Raw genomic sequence first — 19,842 nt, 5'->3', positions numbered from 1 at the left:
CGAATGTGGCGCACACGCGCTTGGACGTGCCGCCGCGCGGGCTTGAATGTGGCCCGCACCGGCTTGGTTCGGCTACAGCCGGGCGATGTCCCGTGGTTGGAAGCGGGGCGCTCTGCGGGGTGGGGTTGCGCCCGAGAGAAGGATGAGGCGGGTGGCCCGGTGGCGTTGGCCCTCGTACGGGGTCAGGAGGGCGAGCATCTCCTCGTCGTCGGCGTTGCGGTTGCCCGCCAGGGCGTGGCCGACGATGCCGGGCAGGTGGAAGTCGCCGACCGTCACCGCGTCCGCCGCGCCGTTCGAGCGTTGCAGGGTCTCCGCCGCCGTCCAGGGGCCGATGCCCGGGATCGCCTGGAGGCGGGTCAGCGCGTCGGGCAGGTCCATCGCGGCCGCCTCCTCCATGCGGCGGGCCACCCGCACCGCGCGCAGGATCGTCGCCGAGCGCTTGCTGTCGACGCCCGCGCGGTGCCACTCCCAGGACGGGATCAGCGACCAGGTGCGGGCGTCCGGCATGACGTAGAGGCCGTACTCCTGCGGGCCGGGCGCCGGTTCCCCGTACCTGCGCACCAGGAGACGCCAGGCGCGGTACGCCTCGTCCGTCGTGACCTTCTGCTCCAGGATCGACGGGATCAGCGACTCCAGCACCAGGCCGGTGCGCAGCAGCCGCAGCCCCGGGCGGCGGTGCTGGGTCACGGCGAGCAGGCGGTGGCGCGGGGTGAAGGCCGCCGGGTCGTCGCCCTCGCCGAGCAGGGTGGGCAGCTGGTCCAGCAGCCAGGACGCGCCCGGCCCCCAGGCCGCCGCCTCGATGCGGCCCTCGCGGGCGACGACGTGGAGCATGCCGGGGCCGGCCGGTGTGCGGCTGGCCCGGCGCACGGAGCCGTCGGCGGACATCCGGAACGTGGGGTCGGCCGGGCCCCGGCGCAGCGGGCCGAGGACGAGCCGCAGGTCGAGCGGGCCCGGCGGGGTCCAGACGCGGGTCAGCGCCGCCGGCGCGGGCGTGGCCGCCGCCTGGTGCGGGACGGGCGCGCGCCGGGCATTGCGGGGAGCGAATCGTCCTGCCACGGGTGAGGTCCTCGGTTGTCGGGGGTGCCTGTCGAGGGTACGGCTGTTTTCGGCCACTCGGTCCCATACGGGCGAGAGCGGCCATTCCGGTCACTCCTGCCCGTACGGGAAGGGGTGACCGCTCCGGTCACTCGTCCGAGGAGAACCGCACCGAGGCGTCCGGCAGGCGCGCCCCGCACCAGACGCGTACGCCCTCGCGCAGTTCGTTGTCGGCGCCCACCTCGGCGCCGTCGCCCACGACCGCGCCGGCCAGCACCGTACGGCTGCCGATCCGGGCGCCCGCCCCGACCAGGGAGTCCGTGATCACGGCGCCGGGTTCCACGGTCGCGCCCGCGAGCACGGTGGAGCCGTCGATCCGGGCGCCCGCGCCGATCACGGCGTCGGCGCCGATGACCGTGCCGCCGGAGAGCTTGGCGTCGGAGGCGACGGAGGCGGTGGGCAGGACGAGGCGGTCGCCGCAGCGGCCCGGGACGGCCGGGGAGGGGGCGCGGCCGAGGACGAGGTCGGCGGAGCCCCGTATGAAGGCCTGCGGGGTGCCCAGATCCAGCCAGTACGTGGAGTCGACCATGCCCTGGAGGTGGGCACCGTCGGCGAGGAGGCCGGGGAAGGTCTCGCGCTCGACGGAGACCGGGCGGCCGGCCGGGATGGTGTCGATGACCGAGCGGCGGAAGATGTACGCGCCGGCGTTGATCTGGTCGGTGACGATCTCCTCGGGCGTCTGCGGCTTCTCCAGGAAGGCGGTGACGCGGCCGGTGTCGTCGGTGGGCACGAGGCCGAAGGCGCGCGGGTCCTCGACCCGGGTCAGGTGGAGGGAGACGTCGGCGCCGGAGTCGGCGTGCGAGGTGACCAGGGCCCGGATGTCGAGTCCGGTGAGGATGTCGCCGTTGAAGATGAGAACCGGTTCGTCCGGGCCGGACGCCAGCCGGTGGGCGACGTTGCGGATGGCGCCGCCGGTGCCGAGCGGTTCGCGCTCGGTGACGTACTCGATGTGCAGACCGACTGAGGAACCGTCACCGAAGTACGGCTCGAAGACCTCGGCCAGGTACGAGGTGGCGAGGACGATGTGCTCGACCCCGGCGGCCCGGGCGCGCGCCAGCTGGTGCGTGAGGAAGGGGACGCCCGCCGCCGGAACCATGGGTTTGGGCGTGTGCACCGTGAGCGGGCGCAGCCGGGTCCCCTTGCCGCCGACCAGGAGGATCGCTTCTTTTGCCTCTGTCACAGCACTGTCTTCGCTTCCTGCTGGGGCCGGGCCTCGTTACGGTCGGCCAGTGTATGCAGACCGCAGGCGGCGCCTTCGGCCAGCAGCCCTCAGGCCCGGGCGCGCCGGGCGGCGGCCACCCGGCGCCCGCGTGTCAACGGCCCTGCAGACGGGCCGATGTGGTCCGGGCCGTCCCGAGCTCCTTGTAAAGACGCGCTCCGGGGCATTCGGTTGCGAATCCGTCCCGGTGGCCCGAGATGACGTTGAGCTTGACCTTCGCACCCTTCTTGTACTTGTTGCTGCCGCCCGAGACCAGGGTCACCTTGCCCTTCGGGTCGGCGCCGAACAGGCCGAGCTTCCAGGCGGTGAGCTTGGAGACGGCGGTGACGGCGGCGGCGGGCGGGTTGGAGCTGCTGAAGGTGCCGAGGACGGCGATGCCCATGGTGTTGGTGTTGAAGCCGAGGGTGTGGGCGCCCATGACCGCCTTGGTCACGCCACCGGCCCGGCCCTCGTAGATGTTTCCGCACTTGTCGACCATGAAGTTGTAGCCGATGTCGCGCCAGCCGTTGCTCTTGACGTGGTAGCGGTAGATGCCGCGGATCACCGAGGGCGCCTGGGAGCAGGTGTAGTTGTTGCCGGTGGCACTGTGGTGGACGAAGGCGGCCTTGACGGTCGAGGTGTACGCGAACGCCTTCTCGCGCAGTTTCTCGTCGGCGCCCCAGCCCTCGCGGGTGACGATGCTCGGGCGCGCCCCGATGTACGGCTTGGCGGCGGGCGCGAGCCCGGCGGCGGCCTCGGTCTCGGACCTGCTCAGGGCGGGGAGCACGGCGGCCTCCCGCTGGGCGGCCCGGTCCGCGCCGGCCGCGCCGGTGGCGGGGGCGTCCTGCGGGTCCTTCCCGGGGTCGACGAGTTCGAGGTGCAGCCCGGCGGGCAGCGGTACGGGGGTGGCGGAGGCGTCGCGGGTGCCCGGGGCCTCGGGGCGGACGCGGACCTCGACGCCGTCGCTGTCGCCGACCCAGAGCGGGGCGGTGGAGCCCTTGACGGCGCCCGACGCGCGTTCGGGGGTGCCGGGGTCGGGGGCGTGCTCGGCGTTGTGCGTCCCCAGGTCCTGCCAGCCGGACCAGCGGTGGGTGCCGGTGGCGCGGGTGCGGACCTGGGCGGTGCCGTGGAGTTCGGCGTCCACGTCGTCCCAGACGACGCCGACCATGGAGAACGGGTGGACCGTGCGCCCTGTCAGGCCCTGCTCCCCGGCGGGTGCGCCGGTGGCGCGCGCGGAGGGCGTGGTCGGGGGGTCCAGGGGCAGGGACTGCGTCGAACCGGGCAGGTCGGCGGGTTCGGAGGCCTCGGCGGACTCGGAGCCCGCCGAGGTTTGATGGGCAGGGGTGTCGGGGGCGGCGCCCGCGGGCGCGGCGAGCGGCAGGACGAGCGCTGCCGTGCAGGTGACACCAATGGCGGATGCAGTGAAGGCACGCATACATATGATCCTTGGCATAACCGGACAACTCCGGCTACCCGGATTGTGCCGGGTCGTTGACGGACCGTCTGCCGAACCGGTGTACGCGGCAGCCGCCGCATCTGGGCCCCTCCGCCACCGCCGCGTACCCTTCCGCACATGAACGCCAGCGACCGCACCCCTGCCGACCTGCTGCGTTCCGCGCTCGCCGCGGACCCGGCCCGCCCCATGGTCACCTTCTACGACGACGCCACCGGAGAACGCGTCGAACTGTCGGTGGCCACCTTCGCCAATTGGGTGGCCAAGACCGCCAACCTGCTCCAGGGCGACCTGGCGGCGGAGCCCGGGGACCGGCTCGCACTGCTGCTCCCCGCGCACTGGCAGTCCGCGGTCTGGCTGCTGGCCTGTGCCTCGGTCGGGGTCGTGGCCGACGTGCAGGGCGATCCGGCCGCCGCCGACCTCGTCGTCGCCGGACCGGACTCGCTGGACGCGGCGCGGGCCTGCCGGGGCGAGCGGATCGCCCTGGCGCTGCGCCCGTTGGGCGGGCGGTTCCCGCAGGCGCCCGAGGGCTTCGCGGACTACGCCGTGGAGGTGCCGGGGCAGGGCGACCGGTTCGCGCCGTTCGCGCCGGTGGACCCGGACGCGCCGGCCCTGACGGTGGGCGGCGCCGGGTTCACGGCGGCGGAGCTGGTGGCGCGGGGTCGCGAGGACGGTGCCGCGCTGGGCCTGGGCGAGGGGTCGCGGCTGCTGTCGGGGCGTACGTACGACAGCTGGGACGGCCTCAGCGCCGGGCTGTACGCGCCGCTGGCGACCGGGGGCTCCGTGGTCCTGTGCCGCCACCTCGACCAGCTAGGCGCGGACGCGCTGGCCCAGCGGGTGGAGAGCGAGCGGGTCACGCTGACGGTGTGACGGCGAGGTGCCCCTCGTACCCGGCGGGACAACCCCCCGAGGGGCACCCGTCCGGCCCATCATGGGCCGAGCCCCCCGCTCTGGCGCTCAACTCCGGTACATGATCTGCGGTACCGACCACCCAAGGGTCTGCCCTGGGCACAACCAAGCGTGAGGTTCAGCCGTCTACTTCTGCGACCGGCGGCCCAGCGCGCCGCCGAACGTGAAGGATGGACGCAGACGTGACCGAAAGCGCCGGCACTCCGGGCGACCCCGACGACTCGGCCGCGGGCGAGGACCGGACACCGGACGCGCCGCCACCCGGAAGCGAGCCCGCCGAGCAGGCTGCGCCGCAGGACGCGGCGGACGGTGAGTCGCAGGACGCGCCCGGTGGTGAGACACCGGACGCGCCGCCACCCGGAAGCGAGCCCGCCGAGCAGGCTGCGCCCGGCGGTGAGACGCGCAGCGGGTCGGGCAGCGGGTCGGGGCCGGAGCCGGAGGGCGGGGGCGCGGCCCTCGACATCACCGTCAAGCGCAAGCGGCACTGGCTGCGTTGGACCGCGCTCGGCGCCTCGTTCGTGGTGCTCGTCGCGGCGGGCGCCGGCTGGTGGCTGTACAAGAAGCTCGACGGCAACATCCGGACGGACACCTCGGCGGCGGCCGAGTTGAAGGCGTACGAGAAGGAGCGGCCCGTCTCCGTCGTCCACGACGCGGAGAACATCCTGCTCATCGGCTCGGACAGCCGGGCCGGCGACAACCGCGAGTACGGCCGCGACGACGGCGGCAGCCAGCGCTCGGACACCACGATCCTGCTGCACCTGGCGGCGAACCGTAAGAGCGCCACCGCCATGTCGATCCCGCGCGACCTGATGGTGGACATCCCGGCCTGCCACAAGGCGGACAAGACGGCGAGCAAGCCGCAGTTCGCCCAGTTCAACTGGGCCTTCGAGATGGGCGGGACCGCCTGCACCGTCCGGACCGTCGAGACGATGACGGGCATCCGCATCGACCACCACATGGTCGTCGACTTCAACGGCTTCAAGGACATGGTCAACGCGGTGGACGGGGTCGACATCTGCCTCAAGGAGCCGATCGACGACAGCGACGCCCACCTCAAGCTCCCGGCCGGCCGCCACAAGCTCAACGGCGAGCAGGCACTCGGCTACGTACGGGCCCGCAAGTCGCTCGGCAACGGCAGCGACACCGACCGCATGGACCGCCAGCAGCAGTTCCTGGGCGCGCTGGTCAACAAGGTGCAGAGCAACGGCGTCCTCCTCAACCCGACGCGGCTCTACCCGGTGCTGGACGCGGCCACCAAGGCGCTGACCACCGACCCGGGGCTGGCCAGCCTGAAGGACCTCTACGACCTGGTGCGGGGCATGCGTGACGTCCCCACCGACAAGGTCCAGTTCCTGACGGTCCCCCGGCAGCCGTACCACCTCAACGCGAACCGGGACGAACTGGTACAGCCCGACGCGGACAAGCTCTTCAAGCAGCTGCGTGACGACAAGCCGGTCGCGGTGGTGCCCTCCGACGAGGTGAAGAAGGACGGCGACAAGAAGGAAGACGGCCGGAGCGACGACGGCAAGGACGACGACGGCAAGAGCGCGGGCTCCACCGACGCCTCGGGGCCGTCTCCCACACCCACCTATTCGGGGAACAATGCGGCAACCGACCTGTGCAAGCAGTAAAGCAATGGCCAAACAGACACCAACGTTCGGCGTGCAATGGGCAGAATGCCCGGTTGTAAGGGCCGTGGAATGTGTCACGCGCGTCGCTGGACGCCGAATGGGACGGATAGTGTGACGCGATCCGGTGCTTCCGGCCACCCGGCCGCGCACTTCTGGAGCGAAAGACTGAGCGCCTTTTCGGGGGAGGCGCCTCGCGTGGCACCGACGGAGGACTCAAGCAACCGTGGATGCGCAAAGCCGTGGGCGGGCGGAAGACATGGATGATCCCGCAGACCAGTGGGTACTCAACCCGGACACCGGCGACTACGAACTGCGACTGAACCATTCCGGAGGGAATTCCCCCCGCTCCACGACGCCTCCGGCCCAGCGCGGCCCCGGGCGCACGGGCGCTTCTCGTGACGGCGGCGAGCGCCGGGGCCCGGCGGACGACTCCCCGCGCCGCAGCGCCGAGGTCCCGCGCCAGGGTGGGCGCCGGTCGGCGGGCGGTCAGCGCGGCCAGGAGCGTACGGCCCCCAAGGACGCCGGCCCCGGCCGCCGCAAGCGCAAGGCGCCCAAGTCGCGCGGCAAGAAGGCGCTGGTCTGGACGGGCGGCGTGATGGCGTTCCTGCTCGTCGGCGTCTCGGCCGGTGGCTACTGGCTGTACCAGCACTTCAACGGCAACCTGAGCACCGTGGACATCGGCGACCGCGGCAACAAGGACGTCATCACCGCCAACGCCCCGCTCAACATATTGATCATCGGTACGGACAAGCGCACCGGTAAGGGCAACGAGGGCTACGGCGACAAGGGCAGCGTCGGCCACGCCGACACCAACATCCTCTTCCACGTGTCCGAGGACCGCACCAACGCCACCGCGCTGAGCATCCCGCGCGACCTCATCACCGACATCCCGGAGTGCAGGACCAAGCAGGAGGACGGCTCGGAGAAGGTCATCCCGGGCACGACGCACATCCGGTTCAACACCAGCCTCGGCCAGGACGGCCGCGATCCGGGCTGCACGATGGACACCGTCAAGGAGCTGACCGGCCTGACCGTCGACCACTTCATGATGGTCGACTTCAACGCCGTCAAGGAGCTGACCACGGCGGTCGGCGGCGTCGAGGTCTGCCTCGCGAAGCCGGTCAAGGACAAGGACTCCCACCTCGACCTCCCGGCGGGCAAGCACAAGATCCAGGGTGAACAGGCGCTGGCGTTCGTACGGACCCGGCACAGCTTCGGCAATCAGAGCGACCTGGACCGGATCAAGGTCCAGCAGCAGTTCATCGGCTCGATGATCCGGCAGATGAAGTCCGACGACACCCTGACCAGCCCGACGAAGCTGTACAAGCTCGCGGACGCGGCGACCAAGGCGCTGACGGTCGACTCGGCCATCGGCACGGTGAAGAAGCTCAGTTCGCTCGCCCAGGAACTCAGCAAGATCGACACGAAGAACATCACGTTCGTCACGATGCCGGTGATAGACAACCCGGAAGAGGTCAAGCACGCCACCGTGGTCGCGCACCCCACGCAGGCGGAGCAGCTGTTCTCGATGATGCGCGACGACACCTCGCTGACCGAGGTGGCCGCGCAGAAGAAGAAGGCCAAGAGCAAGCAGGACGCACTCCTGAAGGGAACCAAGGCCGCGGCGGGCGACGTCCGGGTCGATGTGTACAACGGAGGCCAGATCGCCGGCGGCGCCCAGCAGACCGTCACCTGGCTTCAGAACACCAAGGGCGTCCTGAAGTCCACGAACAAGGCCAACGCGCCGAAGAAGATCGCCAAGACGACGCTGGAGTACGCCCCGAACCAGGCGGACCAGGCCCGCGCCCTCGCCGAGATGATGGGGCTGCCCGGGTCCGCGATGAAGCCGGGCACGGCCGACGCCGAGGGACTTCAGGCGATGGTGCTGACACTGGGCGCGGACTTCAAGGCGGCGGGTACCCCGATCACCGGGCCGACGAAGATCGACATCCCGAAGGCCAGCGCCGACAAGGCAGAGTGCGCCAAGTGACACCGGGTCACCGCGCGATACCGCGAGTCTGAACAGCAGGGGGTCCCGGTGGGACGGAGCAGCACGCCTGGGGAGGGGACCCGACCGCGGCCCCCGCACGCCCGCGGAGCCGGGGAACGCCACCAGGACACGGACGGCGCCGGTGCGACCGCCGTCGTCGCCGGCAAGGGCGGGGGGCGCAGCTCCGGGGGCGGGCATCGCGCCGGGAACCGGGGCGGGCGCCGAAAACCGAAGAAGAAGCACCGTGTGCTGCGCTGGCTGGCCTTCTCCGTCGCCTTCCTCATACTCGGGACCGGCACGGCCGGTTACCTCTGGTATCAGCACCTGAACAGCAACCTCCGCAAGGGTGAGCGGAGTGCGGGCAACAGCGGGGCGAAGAAGGCCACCCCGAACGCCGAGGGCCAGACCCCGCTGAACATCCTGCTGATCGGCTCCGACAGCCGTAACAGCAAGGAGAACCTCAAGCTCGGCGGAGCGCGGGACAGCGTAGGCGCCACCCCGCTCGCCGATGTGCAGATGCTGCTGCACGTGTCGGCCGACCGGAAGAACGCCTCGGTCGTCAGCATCCCCCGGGACACCCGCGTGGACATACCCGCCTGCGAGAACCCGGACACCCACGAGAAGTACCCGGCCAGCAACGGCATCATCAACGAGTCGCTGCGCGGCGGTCCCGGCTGCACCCTGGACACCTGGGAACAGCTCACCAAGGTCTACATCGACCACTGGATGATGGTCGACTTCGCCGGTGTGGTGGCCATGGCGGACGCCGTGGGCGGCGCCGAGGTCTGTGTGAAGCAGGACGTCTACGACCTGCCGAAGCCCAAGGTGCCCGGCGGCTCGTACCTGCGGATGAAGGCGGGCCGGCACAAGATCAAGGGCGAGCAGGCGCTGAAGTGGTTGCGCACCCGGCACGCCTTCGAGAGCGACATCGGCCGGTCCAAGGCCCAGCACATGTACCTGAACTCCGTGCTGCGCGAGCTGAAGAGCCAGAACGCCTTCACCGACACGGGCAAGCTGATGAACCTCGCCGAGACCGCGACCAAGTCGCTCCAGGTCTCGCAGGAGATCGGCACGGTCAAGAAGCTGTTCGACCTCGGCATGCAGCTCAAGAACCTGCCGCTGGACAAGATGAACATGCTGACGATGCCCCGGATTCCCGACCCCGAGGACCCCGACGCCCACGTCCTGCCGAAGCCCGGCGCCGCCGACAGGCTGTGGGCGATGCTGCGCGAGGACCAGTCGCTCGACCCCAAGGACCGTGCCAAGGCGAAGAAGAAGGCGGCGGCGGGACCGGAGGCCGGTGCTCCGGCGTCGATCGGGATCACCGTGGTCAACGGCACCGGCGCCGACGGCCGGGCGCCTACCGAGGGCCGTGCGGCCGCGGTCCGGGACCTGCTGAAGGACAAGGGCTTCACCGAGGCGGACACCACGTCCGACCCGGGGTCCGCGCTGACGACCGAGGTGACGTACCCGCACAGCGCCGGGGCCCAGGGCAAGTCGGACGCCCTGTCCGTGGCCAAGGCGCTGTCGCTGCCGACGAGCGCCGTCAAGGAGACCCCGAGCGGGGCCGGGCTGACGCTCACGGTCGGCTCCGACTGGCGTACGGGCGCCGAGGCGCCGAAGACCGTCGACGACGACAGCGACCCGCTGGAGGGCACCGAGTCCGTCAACGGCGCCAAGACGGACGACTGCATGGACGTGTACTGGCCGTACCGCACGCCGTAGGCGTCTCAGGTACGCGAGAGGGGGCGCCCGGTCCGGCCGGGCGCCCCCTCTTCGTCGTGTCCGGGTCAGGCCACCGGCGTACCCGGCTCGGTGACCGCCGGGCGGCGGCTCGCGATGACCTTCCTGGCCAGCGAGCGCGGGCTCGTCAGGAAGCCGTACCCCCACGACATGTGCATGGTCGCCAGCGCCACCGGGATCTGCGCCCGGGCCTTCAGCGACAGGCCCTTGCCCGCCGGGAGTGACCCGGCGACGATCGCCGCGACATAGCCGCCCGGGACGATCAGGGCCCACGGGGTGACCGCGGCGCCCACCACGAGGCCGGCCGCGATGGCGACCACGGCGGTCGGGGGCGCGAGGTAGCGCAGGTTGATGGAGCCGGAGTGGTAGCGGGCGACGACGTGGCGCCAGCGGCCGTAGTCCTTGTACTGCTTGGCGAGCGCCCGGACGGAGGGGCGGGGGCGGTACTGGACGCGCAGCTCGGGCGAGAACCAGATCAGGCCGCCGGCCTCGCGGATGCGGAAGTTCAGCTCCCAGTCCTGGGCGCGGATGAACTCGACGTTGTACCCGTCGGCCTTCTCCAGCGCCTCCCGGCGGAAGACGCCCAGGTACACGGTCTCGGCGGGGCCCGCCTGGCCGCCGGTGTGGAAGGCCGCGTTGCCGACGCCGATCTTGGACGTCATGGCCGCGGCGACGGCGTCCTCCCAGGCGTTCTCGCCCTCGGCGTGCATGATGCCGCCGACGTTCTGCGCGCCCGTCTCCTCCAGGAGCCGGACGGCGGTCGCGATGTAGTTCGGCGAGAGCATGCCGTGGCCGTCGACGCGTACGACGATGGGGTGGCTGGATGCCTTGATCGCCGCGTTGAGTGCGGCGGGGGTGCGGCCGGTGGGGTTCGGCACGGTGTGGACCCGGGGGTCCTCCGCGACCAGTTCGGCGGCGATCTCGTCCGTACGGTCCGTGGACGGGCCGAGCGCGATCACCACCTCCATCTCGCCCGCGTACTCCTGCTCCAGGATGTGGCGGACGGAGTTCCGGAGATGGCGCTCCTCGTTGAGCACCGGCATGATCACGGAGACGGCGGGAGGCTGCGCGGCAGACATGTGGTCCTCGGGGGGTCCTCGGGGGCGCCGGGGGTTCGCACCCCACCAGGCGGCGGTATTCGGCCGCCACGTTACCGCGAATGGGGGACAGCGGTGCGCGCCGCCGGGTGGCCTCCCGGGATGCAGATCATATGGGCCTACCGTGCGAACGGTCCCCCTCGCACCGCGGAGGTGTCCCCCCGTGCCCACGCCGCACCGCTCCCCCCGTCCGCCCAGGCCCCGCACCGCCTCCCCGCAGCGCAGGCGGCCGAGACGGCCGGACGAGCGGCCGCGCTGGGGCACGCGGGTGGCGACCGGGCTCTCCGTGCTCGTGCTCGGGGCCGGCGGGATCGGGCACGCGGTCGTGACGAACCTGGAGAGCGGGATCGACCGCATCGACCCGTTCAAGGACATGAAGAACCGGCCCGCGGGCGGACACGGCATGAATCTGCTGCTGGTCGGCACCGACGGGCGCGACAAGATCACCAAGGACGAGAAGCGGAAGTACCGGCTGGGCGGCGAGCCCTGCCACTGCACGGACACGATCATGCTGGTGCACCTGTCGGCGGACAAGCAGCGCGCCAGCGTCGTCAGCCTGCCGCGCGACAGCTACGCGGAGGTCCCCGCGCACCGGGACCGGACGACCGGCGAGGAGCACGCGGCGCATCCGGTGAAGCTGAACGCGGCGTACGCGGAGGGCGGTCCGAGCCTCACCGTGCGCACGATCGAGCAGATGACCGCCGTCAAGATCGACCACTACCTGGAGGTCGACTTCACCAGTTTCATGACGACGGTCGACACCCTCGGCGGTGTGAGGATCTGCACCGCCCGGCCGCTGAAGGACTCCTACACCGGCCTGGACCTCGCGGCCGGCACCCACACGCTGGACGGCGGCCAGGCGCTCCAGTTCGTACGCTCCCGGCACATCGACGGGGCCGCCGACCTGGGCCGGATGCAGCGCCAGCAGAAGTTCATGGCCTCGCTGATCAAGCAGGCGACGAGCAGCGGGGTCCTCCTGAACCCGGTGAAGTTCCGCGAGGTCGCCTCGACGATGCTGAAGTCGGTACGGGCGGACAAGGGCTTCGACACGGAGCAACTGCTCTCCATCGGCCAGGCGATGCGCGGCTTCTCCCCCGCCTCGTCCGAGTTCACCTCGGTGCCGATGGGCGATGTCGCCTACCAGGTCAAGGGCATCGGCTCCACGGTCAAATGGGACCCGGTCAAGTCGAAGCAGCTGTTCACCGCCCTGCGCGAGGACAAACCCCTCACGACCGCCCGGCCCGCCGCGCAGGCCGCCGCGAAGAAGGTCGACGTGCCGCCGCAGCAGATCCGGGTCCAGGTCTACAACGGGACCGAGAAGGACGGCCTCGGCTCCACCGTCGACGCCGCGCTGCACGCCACCGGCTTCGACACCACCCGCGCCCCGCTCACCTCACCGCAGCGCGACCTCAAGCACACGCTGGTCACGTACGACCCGCGCTGGGACCGCTCCGCGAAGACCCTGGCGGCGGCGTTGCCGGGGGCGGAGCTGCGGGCGGTGCCGGGGCAGGGGGCGACGATGAAGGTGACGGCGGGCGAGGACTACCACAAGGTGCGGCCGGTCCACGCGGAGGAGCCGGACTCCGGGAAGTTCGGCGCGGTCAAGGGGGACGAGGTGGTGTGCCCGTAAGCGGGGGGCGGGCCGGGCGGGCAACCCCAGCCCGTCCGGCGCTTGAGGACGGAACCGGTCGGGGGTGAACCCCGCGCTCTGCGGTGCGGGCCCGCCAAAGGCCCCGGCCCCCGGCAAGACCCCGCCCCCCGGCGAACCGGTTCCGCCCTCAATCGCCCGGCGGGCTGGGACGTACCGCTCACGCCGGATGCCGGGCGCCCCGCCCGGTCCCGCCCCCTCAGTCCTCGATGCCGTCTGCGACCCGCTTCTCCCGCAGCTCACGGATCGCGCGGCGGCGGGCCAGCCGGTGGGTGCGGCGGATCTGGGCCTCCTGGTAGCGCCGCTTGTCGCGCTCCGTCTCCGGGACGACCTGCGGTACGGGGCGGGGCCGCCCGTCCGCGTCGACCGCCGCGAACACCAGATACGCGCTGCCGACCTGCGTCGCCGGCGTCGACTCGTTCCAGCGCTCGGCCATGACCCGGACGCCGACCTCCATGGAGGAGCGGCCGGTCCAGTTGACCTGGGCCCGCACGTGCACGAGGTCGCCGACGCGGACCGGCTCCAGGAAGACCATCTCGTCCATCGAGGCGGTGACTGCTGGCCCGCCGGAGTGCCGGCCGGCCACGGCGCCCGCCGCGTCGTCGACCAACTTCATGATCACGCCGCCGTGCACCGTACCCAGGAGATTGGTGTCGCTGCCGGTCATGATGTGGCTGAGGGTGGTCCGGGAGGCCGCGGTGGGCTTGGCCGGAATGTCGCTCTCCGGGCGCGGAGCCTGATCTGTCATACCGTCCACCTTATGCGTGGGCTTGGGAGGCGTCGCAATGCATCAGCTTCGCAACAGCCCTGGTCCGATTTTCCTCACACCCTGTAAGAGGAACGGCCCCGACCTGCACACTGGTCCCTATGAACGATTGGCCCGACGGCTGGACCGACGACGACCGCAGCGGTAACCGCTACGGGCAGGGCAGCGCGAACGAGCGGCCCGAGAGCGCCCGCTCGATGCCGCACGTCCAGCGCCGCCCGGCCCCGCCGCAGCAGCGCCCCGCGCCGCCGAGGCAGCGCCCCGCGCCGCCGAGGCAGCGCCCGGTGCCGCAGCAGCCGGCCGGCTACGACGACGGTCAGCCGCAGTACGACAGCGGATACAACACGGGCCAGGTCTACGGCGGCGGAAACGGCGGCCGTGGCGCGGGTCACGGCGGCGGCCCCGGTGGCCCCGGTGGCGCCGGCGCTGACCGGGGTTACGTCCAGGGCCGCCCGGGGGCCGCACCCAACTGGGCCCGCCGGATCAAGATCGGCGCGCTGGTCCTGGTCGTCGCGGTGCTCGGCGTCTCCGTGGGCACGTACTTCTGGGCCGACTCCAAGCTGAACCGCGATGTCGACCTGTCCAAGGTCATCGAGCGGCCGAAGGGCGGCGACGGGACGAACTACCTGATCGTCGGCTCCGACAGCCGCGAGGGCATGACGGCCGAGGACAAGAAGCGGCTCCACACGGGCTCGGCCGAGGGCAAGCGGACCGACTCGATGATGATCCTGCACGACGGCGGCAACGGCCCGACGCTGGTCTCGCTGCCCCGCGACTCCAACGTCGAGATCCCCTCCTTCGTCGGTTCCGAGTCCGGCAAGAAGTACGAGGCCACGGGCCGCACGACGAAGCTGAACGCGGCGTACGCGACGGACGGGCCGGAGCTGCTGGTGCGCACGGTCGAGTTCAACACCGGCCTGCACATCGACCACTACGTCGAGATCGGCTTCGGCGGCTTCGCCAAGATCGTGGACTCGATCGGCGGGGTGGAGCTGGACATCCCGAAGGCGTTCAAGGACAAGTACTCCGGCGCCGACTTCCAGGCCGGCAAGCAGACCCTCAACGGCCAGGAGGCCCTGGCCTTCGTCCGCACCCGCCACGCCTTCACCTCGGACCTGGACCGTACGAAGAACCAGCAGAAGTTCCTCGCGGCCCTGGCCAGCCAGACGGCGACCTTCTCCACGATCATCAACCCGTTCAAGCTGTACCCGACGCTGGGTTCCGGCCTGGACACGCTGATCGTCGACAAGGACATGTCGCTGTGGTCCCTGGGCAAGATGTTCTTCGCCCTGAAGGACGTCACGGGCGGCGACGGCACCTCGCTGAACATGCCGATCTCCGGTTCCGTCGGCGGCAACCTGGTCTGGGACAAGGCCAAGGTCAAGCAGCTGGTGGACCAGCTCAACAACGACGAGAAGGTCACGGTCACGGGGAACTGAGGCGGGCGCGGGCGCGCGCGTGCGCCTCTCGGGGCCCGGACGGTTTCGCCGACGCTGTTGGTTAATTCGACCAACAGCGTCGGTTTCGCCGTACGGGCCCCTTCGCATGCGCGCGGGCGCCGTACGGGTCCTCTCGCATGTGCCGGACGCCGTGCGGGGACGCGCCCGGACGGTATATCGGAAGACGCCCCCCGGGCGGTGTACCGGGGGACGTGCCCGGGCGGTTCCTACGCCGTCCCTCGTCCCAGCACCGCCACGTGCGGCAGCACCAGCAGCCCGTCGTCCGCGAGGAATTCCCGGCACAGCACGTCGTACTCGCGCTTGGCGGCGGCCACGCCCTCCGACCCCCGGCTGGTGACCAGCCGGCCGATCGCGGCGACCCCGGCGGCGGGCCCCGCCCACCAGTCCTCCGGGTCGGCCCGGTGGTCCCAGGCGTGCGATGTGCTTCGTACGTCCCCGAGCCCGGCGGACGTGAGCAGGGCGTCCAGCCCGTCCGGGGTGCGGGGAAAGATGTGCTCCGCGTCGACGGTGGCCAGCCAGTCGGGCCGGGTCAGCCCGGCGGCCTCGGCGGCGCGCCCGACCAGAGCCTGCCCCGGGCCGCCGGGCGCCTGCCAGACGGTGACGGCGACCCGGCCGCCGGGGCGGGTGATCCGGCGCAGCTCGACCAGGGCGTCCAGCGGGCGGCCGACGTGGTTGAGGACGAAGTTGGCCGCGACGGCGTCGAACTCCCCGTCGGCGTACGGCAGCTGGGGCAGCGAGCCGACGCGCACCGAGACCCCGGGCGCCGCCCGCCGGGTCGCCTCGACCATGCCAGGCTCGGCGTCCACCGCCCGGACGACCGCGCCCCGGGCGAGGGCGGCGACGGTCACGCTGCCGCTGCCGCACCCCACGTCGAGCAGACGGGTTCCGTCCCGCACCTCGGCGGCGTCCAGCAGGGCGGGCACGGTGTGGACGCAGAGCCGGGCGAAGGTGCGGGCGTAGCTCTCGGCCCGCCCGTCCCAGATCCGCCGCTCACTGACGTCGAACGCGGTCATACGGTGTCGCCTCCGGCGCTGCTGCTGGTAGGGGACTGCGGTTCCGTTTCGTTCAGGTCCTCGTGCAGCGAGCCCAGGGCGCGCCCGGTGGCCTCGCCCCGGCCGGACAGCTCCCCCAGGAACCACCCGGGCAACCGCCCCTCCACCTCACGCGGCACATCGCCCCGCTCCGGATCATCGATTCCCTGGAGCAGCGCGAACGCCGTCTCCCTGGCGACCTCGCGGGCGATCTCGCCCAGCTCCACGGCCGTCAGCCCGAGCCGGACGGCCCGCTCCACGGCCCCGCCGGCCACCCCTTCCTCACGGTAGGCGGCCACCCAGCGGGGCGCGGTGGTGCTCCAGGCGTCGATGTCCTGCCAGACCATGCGCAGGAACCGGTACCGGGCGAGCTGCGGCAGCCCCTCCTCGGCCTCCGACTCGGCCCACCCCTCGGCATCCTCGGCCCCCAGCGCCTCGAAGAGCCGCGTCAGCTTCTCGATGTCCTCCCCCACCGGGCCCCCTCAGCGGCTGCGGAGGTTACGGGAGAGCCAGGGGCTGAGGATGGCGCGCGGCACGAGCTCCTTGTACGTCTCGTCCCCGGGCAACGGCACGACGAGCCAATACCCCCGCGTGAAGAGCCGGCCCTTCACGTAGGCCAGCCCGCCGTACACGGACCGCAGGAACGCGGGCACGGAGTCACGGGGCACGTCGTCGATCGCCACCCCGTCCACGGTGATCCGCGCGTCGTCCTCCGGAAAGACCTGCACGGTGACGGCGGGCGCCCCGCCCAGCTCGATGAACGCCTCGTGCGGCAGCGACCCGTCCGCGTCGACCACGGCAAAGGCCCCCGCCGACGTGCGCCGGGACGTCCGGTCGGTCCCGATGTCGTCGGTGACGGTCATCTCCAGGTTGTACGCCCGCGCGACCTCGCGCACAGCGGTGACGGCGGCTTCGGTGGAGGGCAGATGAGGATGCGCCACGCGGGCCCCTCAGCCCTGTGCCGCGTACGCGACGAAGGCTGCCCAAGCGCGCGGAGCGTGTGCGAGGCGGGGGCCGTGGGCGTCCTTGGAGTCGCGCACGAGGACCGCGCTGGGGACGGTGGCGACCTCGACGCAGTTATTGCCGCTGCTGCTGTCGCTGTAGCTGCTCTTGAACCAGTTCATCGCAGAAGCGTCCCCGGCGGAGGGATTGTCAGTCATGTCTCTCCCAGCACTTGCTTGATGAAGGCCAGTGACTCCGCTGGCGTCAGGGCCTGGGCCCGGATCATGCCATACCGCAGTTCCAGGATTCGGAGCTGCTTCGGGTCGGTGACGGGGCGCCCGCTGAACGCACCCCACGAACGACCCACAGCCGTACCGTCCCCGAACTTCAACACCTCGATCCCACCGTCCAGCCCAGGATGAGTCTCGCAGTTGAGGGGCATGATCTGAAGCGACACGTTTCTCAACTGTGCAATGGCAAGCAGGCGTTCCAACTGCCTTCGCCACTCCATTCTGCCGCCGATGGGCCGACGCAGTGCAGCCTCTTCCAGGACGAAGCTGAGCGCCGGGGCCGGTGTACGGTCGAAGATCGAGCGTCGAGCCAATCGGGCCGCCACCCCACGCTCCACCTCGTCGCGCGAATAGGACGGCTGCCGCGTCTCCAGCAGCGCACGGGCATGCCCCTCCGTCTGCAAAAGACCGTGGATGCCGTGCTCGGCATACACCGCCATCTCAACGGCGAGCGCCTCCATCTTCGCCAGATCCCGGACCTTCTTCGGGTACCGGACCACCGCCAAGTCCTGCTTCATCACGGCGATCTTGCCGTTCGCGCCCAAGACGTCGTCCGACCTGTCCAGGTACTCGGGCCGGGGGATGCGCCTGCCGCCCTCGACCTTGTAGATCAGGTCCTCTCCGTACCCGATCAGCGCCCCGAACTCCGCCGCGCGCAGCCCCGCCGCCTCGCGCCATACCTTGAGCTGACGGCCAACGGCGGCGACCACCGCCGCGCCCGACTCGTCCTCGGGATCGACGTCCCAACCGTGCTCGTCCGACTCACCGTTGGCGCTCCGGTCCTTGCCGACCGCGTCCACACTCATCCGTGCCCCACTTCCGACGTGCGTGCCGTTCTTCCTCAACCGCCCCCGTCCCCACACGTCACTCCGGACAGCCCGGACAACGCCGGACAAGCACCGGACAGTCACCGTACGCAAGGGCTCGGTCACTGTGCACGGTACGCAGACGCGGCCACGCTGAGTGATGTGAACCAACAAATTGCCGGCCTCCAACGGCCCACCACTGAGCGCGCGTTCACCGTGCTGCTCTCCCCCACCCGCCGGGGCGCCCGGCTCGCCCGGTTGCTCGCCGTGGCGCATCTGGACCTCTGGGGCGTGCCCTCGGAGCCGGCCGCGCACATCGTCGCGGAGCTGGCGGCGAACGCGGCGATGCACGGGAGGGTGCCGGGCCGGGACTTCCAACTGGCCGTAGCCGTCCGCGAGGACACCGTGCTCCGGATCGAGCTGACGGACACGAAGGGCGACTGCCTGCCCGTGGCATCCGTACCCGGCGAACACGCGGAGAGCGGGCGGGGCCTGTTGATCGTCGAGGCCCTGTCCGACCGCTGGGGCGTGACCTCGGGGCCGGTTCCGCGCAAGACGGTGTGGGCCGAACTCGACCTCGTACCGTGACGCGATCGGCCCACCGGGTCGCGGGTTTCCGCGACCTCGTACATGGGGTCGCGGAAACCCGCGACCCGGTGCGCCACGACATCAAATGCTTTGGAAGAAACCGGGAAAAGAACCCAACCCCACCCCACCCGGCCCCCGTACGAACCCTCATCACTCGCGCGGGTGACAAATGGCAACTGGGCTGGTTTTTAGGCGGCTTGTCGGGCATATGCTCGCCGCAACAACCCAGACACGAGTCGGCCCCGACCAGGACTGAGAACCCCGGCCGGGGCCTGACCACCGAGGAAGAAGAGACCTTCCCGATGACTGCCCAGCAGGTTATCGCGCCCCCGTGCGCCCCGCCCGGCCCTCCCGGCGACGTCACACCGACCTCCGGTGTCATCCACGTCAACACCCGTCACGCGTCCGGCTTCACGGTCATCGGCAACCACCTGGCCCAGCACGACGCGCTCTCCCTCCTGGCGATCAGGCTTGCCGTCCACATCCAGTCGCTGCCCGAGGGCGCGAAGGTCGGCGTCAAGACGCTCGCGGCCCGCTTCCCGGAGAGCGAGATGCGCATCGCGGCGGCCCTGCGCGAGCTGGAGGCGGCGGGCTACCTGCGCCGCACCCGCGTACGCCTCAGGGACGGCCGCGTGGTGACGCGCACGGAGTCGTACAACCGCCCGGGCACCACCCCAACGCGCCCCGCACCGCAACCGCCGCGCCCCCTGCCCGAGCCGAAGCCCACCGCCGCGCCGACGACCCCGCCCGCCCCCGCAGCCAGGACGACGCTCCCGGGGCCGCTCCCCCACCCCCGCACCCCCACCGACGCCCTCCACCGGACCGCCGCCCTGCTCCTCGCGGACCTCCGCCGCCACGCCCCCGAACTGACGCTCTCCGAGGCCGACATCGCCGCCCTCGCCCCGGGCATCGCCGCCTGGCTGGAACGCGAAGCACACCCGGACACCATCCGTCGTGCTCTCAGCACGTCCCTCCCCACACCGGTCACGCACCCGGCGAGGCTCCTCCGCCACCGGATCACCACCCTCCGGCCGCCCCCGCTCCCGGCCCCGGCGGACCTCACCGCGCAACGCCCGGCGCCGCCGCCCGTGATCCCCCTCCAGAACTGCGACGACTGCAACCGCGCCTTCCGCGCCCCGGCCCCGGGGCCCTGCCGCGACTGCCGGACCGGCGGTTTCCAGTAACGGAAACTCCA

18 protein-coding genes are annotated in these 19,842 nt (G+C 71.6%); 8 read left to right on the top strand and 10 right to left on the bottom strand.

The features are described 5' to 3' along the window. Positions 1-72: 72 nt before the first annotated feature. The 3 genes from E6P78_RS17475 to E6P78_RS17465 all read right to left on the bottom strand — a co-directional run bounded on the left by E6P78_RS17475 (position 73) and on the right by E6P78_RS17465 (position 3,728). On the bottom strand, positions 73-1,056 hold the full coding sequence (locus E6P78_RS17475) for a DNA-3-methyladenine glycosylase (RefSeq protein WP_136204515.1): 984 nt from the start codon (positions 1,054-1,056) through the stop codon (positions 73-75). Positions 1,057-1,183: 127 nt separating this feature from the next. Further along, positions 1,184-2,275, bottom strand: coding sequence for an NDP-sugar synthase (locus tag E6P78_RS17470; protein WP_136204514.1), 1,092 nt, complete (start codon positions 2,273-2,275; stop codon positions 1,184-1,186). A 133-nt stretch (positions 2,276-2,408) separates the two neighbouring features. Further along, positions 2,409-3,728 (bottom strand): peptidoglycan recognition protein, encoded by a 1,320-nt coding sequence (locus tag E6P78_RS17465; protein ID WP_136204513.1) that lies wholly within the window; start codon positions 3,726-3,728, stop codon positions 2,409-2,411. Positions 3,729-3,866: 138 nt separating this feature from the next. Here E6P78_RS17465 and E6P78_RS17460 point away from each other — a divergent pair, with 138 nt between their 5' ends. From E6P78_RS17460 to E6P78_RS17445, 4 genes are all read left to right on the top strand, one after another. Continuing rightward, complete coding sequence (locus E6P78_RS17460; protein WP_136204512.1) at positions 3,867-4,616, top strand: TIGR03089 family protein; 750 nt, start codon at positions 3,867-3,869, stop codon at positions 4,614-4,616. 221 nt (positions 4,617-4,837) lie between these two features. Further along, positions 4,838-6,286: an LCP family protein gene (locus tag E6P78_RS17455; RefSeq protein WP_136204511.1), complete on the top strand. Its 1,449-nt coding sequence runs from the start codon at positions 4,838-4,840 to the stop codon at positions 6,284-6,286. Between the two features lie 256 nt (positions 6,287-6,542). Further along, on the top strand, positions 6,543-8,276 hold the full coding sequence (locus tag E6P78_RS17450; RefSeq protein WP_136204510.1) for an LCP family protein: 1,734 nt from the start codon (positions 6,543-6,545) through the stop codon (positions 8,274-8,276). A 246-nt stretch (positions 8,277-8,522) separates the two neighbouring features. Then, on the top strand, positions 8,523-10,001 hold the full coding sequence (locus E6P78_RS17445) for an LCP family protein (protein ID WP_136204509.1): 1,479 nt from the start codon (positions 8,523-8,525) through the stop codon (positions 9,999-10,001). A gap of 65 nt (positions 10,002-10,066) precedes the next feature. Here the strand turns inward: E6P78_RS17445 and E6P78_RS17440 are convergent, their stop codons facing one another. Further along, a complete protein-coding gene (locus E6P78_RS17440) occupies positions 10,067-11,098 on the bottom strand; it encodes a glycosyltransferase family 2 protein (RefSeq protein WP_136204508.1) in 1,032 nt (343 codons plus the stop codon). Positions 11,099-11,384: 286 nt separating this feature from the next. Here E6P78_RS17440 and E6P78_RS17435 point away from each other — a divergent pair, with 286 nt between their 5' ends. Further along, entirely contained in the window at positions 11,385-12,746 is a 1,362-nt protein-coding gene (locus E6P78_RS17435) for an LCP family protein (RefSeq protein WP_136204545.1), read from the top strand. A 217-nt stretch (positions 12,747-12,963) separates the two neighbouring features. On the opposite strand, the gene E6P78_RS17430 is transcribed toward E6P78_RS17435, so the two are convergent. After that, on the bottom strand, positions 12,964-13,512 hold the full coding sequence (locus E6P78_RS17430) for an acyl-CoA thioesterase (RefSeq protein WP_136204507.1): 549 nt from the start codon (positions 13,510-13,512) through the stop codon (positions 12,964-12,966). Positions 13,513-13,631: 119 nt separating this feature from the next. Between E6P78_RS17430 and E6P78_RS17425 the strand changes: the two genes are divergently transcribed. After that, positions 13,632-14,969, top strand: coding sequence for an LCP family protein (locus tag E6P78_RS17425; protein ID WP_136204506.1), 1,338 nt, complete (start codon positions 13,632-13,634; stop codon positions 14,967-14,969). 227 nt (positions 14,970-15,196) lie between these two features. Here the strand turns inward: E6P78_RS17425 and E6P78_RS17420 are convergent, their stop codons facing one another. Genes E6P78_RS17420 through E6P78_RS17400 form a run of 5 tightly spaced genes read right to left on the bottom strand, consistent with a single transcriptional unit; the run spans position 15,197 to position 18,059 of the window. Beyond that, the gene (locus E6P78_RS17420; protein WP_136204505.1) at positions 15,197-16,003 is read right to left on the bottom strand and encodes a class I SAM-dependent methyltransferase; all 807 of its coding nucleotides are present in this window, start codon (positions 16,001-16,003) and stop codon (positions 15,197-15,199) included. Beyond that, positions 16,000-16,494 carry a hypothetical protein gene (locus E6P78_RS17415; RefSeq protein WP_136204504.1) on the bottom strand — a complete coding sequence of 165 codons (495 nt, stop codon included), beginning with the start codon at positions 16,492-16,494 and terminating at the stop codon, positions 16,000-16,002. Before E6P78_RS17415 ends, E6P78_RS17420 begins: the two co-directional genes overlap by 4 nt. A 9-nt stretch (positions 16,495-16,503) precedes the next feature. Then, positions 16,504-16,962 (bottom strand): hypothetical protein, encoded by a 459-nt coding sequence (locus E6P78_RS17410; RefSeq protein ID WP_136204503.1) that lies wholly within the window; start codon positions 16,960-16,962, stop codon positions 16,504-16,506. A 9-nt stretch (positions 16,963-16,971) separates the two neighbouring features. Further along, positions 16,972-17,181: a DUF397 domain-containing protein gene (locus E6P78_RS17405; RefSeq protein WP_136204502.1), complete on the bottom strand. Its 210-nt coding sequence runs from the start codon at positions 17,179-17,181 to the stop codon at positions 16,972-16,974. After that, complete coding sequence (locus E6P78_RS17400; RefSeq protein ID WP_136204501.1) at positions 17,178-18,059, bottom strand: helix-turn-helix transcriptional regulator; 882 nt, start codon at positions 18,057-18,059, stop codon at positions 17,178-17,180. The genes E6P78_RS17405 and E6P78_RS17400 overlap by 4 nt, the downstream gene beginning before the upstream one ends. Before the next feature lie 162 nt (positions 18,060-18,221). Between E6P78_RS17400 and E6P78_RS17395 the strand changes: the two genes are divergently transcribed. After that, positions 18,222-18,647, top strand: a complete 426-nt coding sequence (locus E6P78_RS17395; RefSeq protein WP_136204500.1) for an ATP-binding protein — start codon at positions 18,222-18,224, stop codon at positions 18,645-18,647. Positions 18,648-18,949: 302 nt separating this feature from the next. Further along, positions 18,950-19,831: a helix-turn-helix domain-containing protein gene (locus tag E6P78_RS17390; protein ID WP_136204499.1), complete on the top strand. Its 882-nt coding sequence runs from the start codon at positions 18,950-18,952 to the stop codon at positions 19,829-19,831. Positions 19,832-19,842 lie beyond the last annotated feature (11 nt).

The organism is Streptomyces sp. A0958, from assembly GCF_004795035.1.
GTDB lineage: Bacteria > Actinomycetota > Actinomycetes > Streptomycetales > Streptomycetaceae > Streptomyces.
Note: the sequence above shows the minus strand (reverse complement) of the source record. Positions and strands in the feature narration are given on the sequence as shown.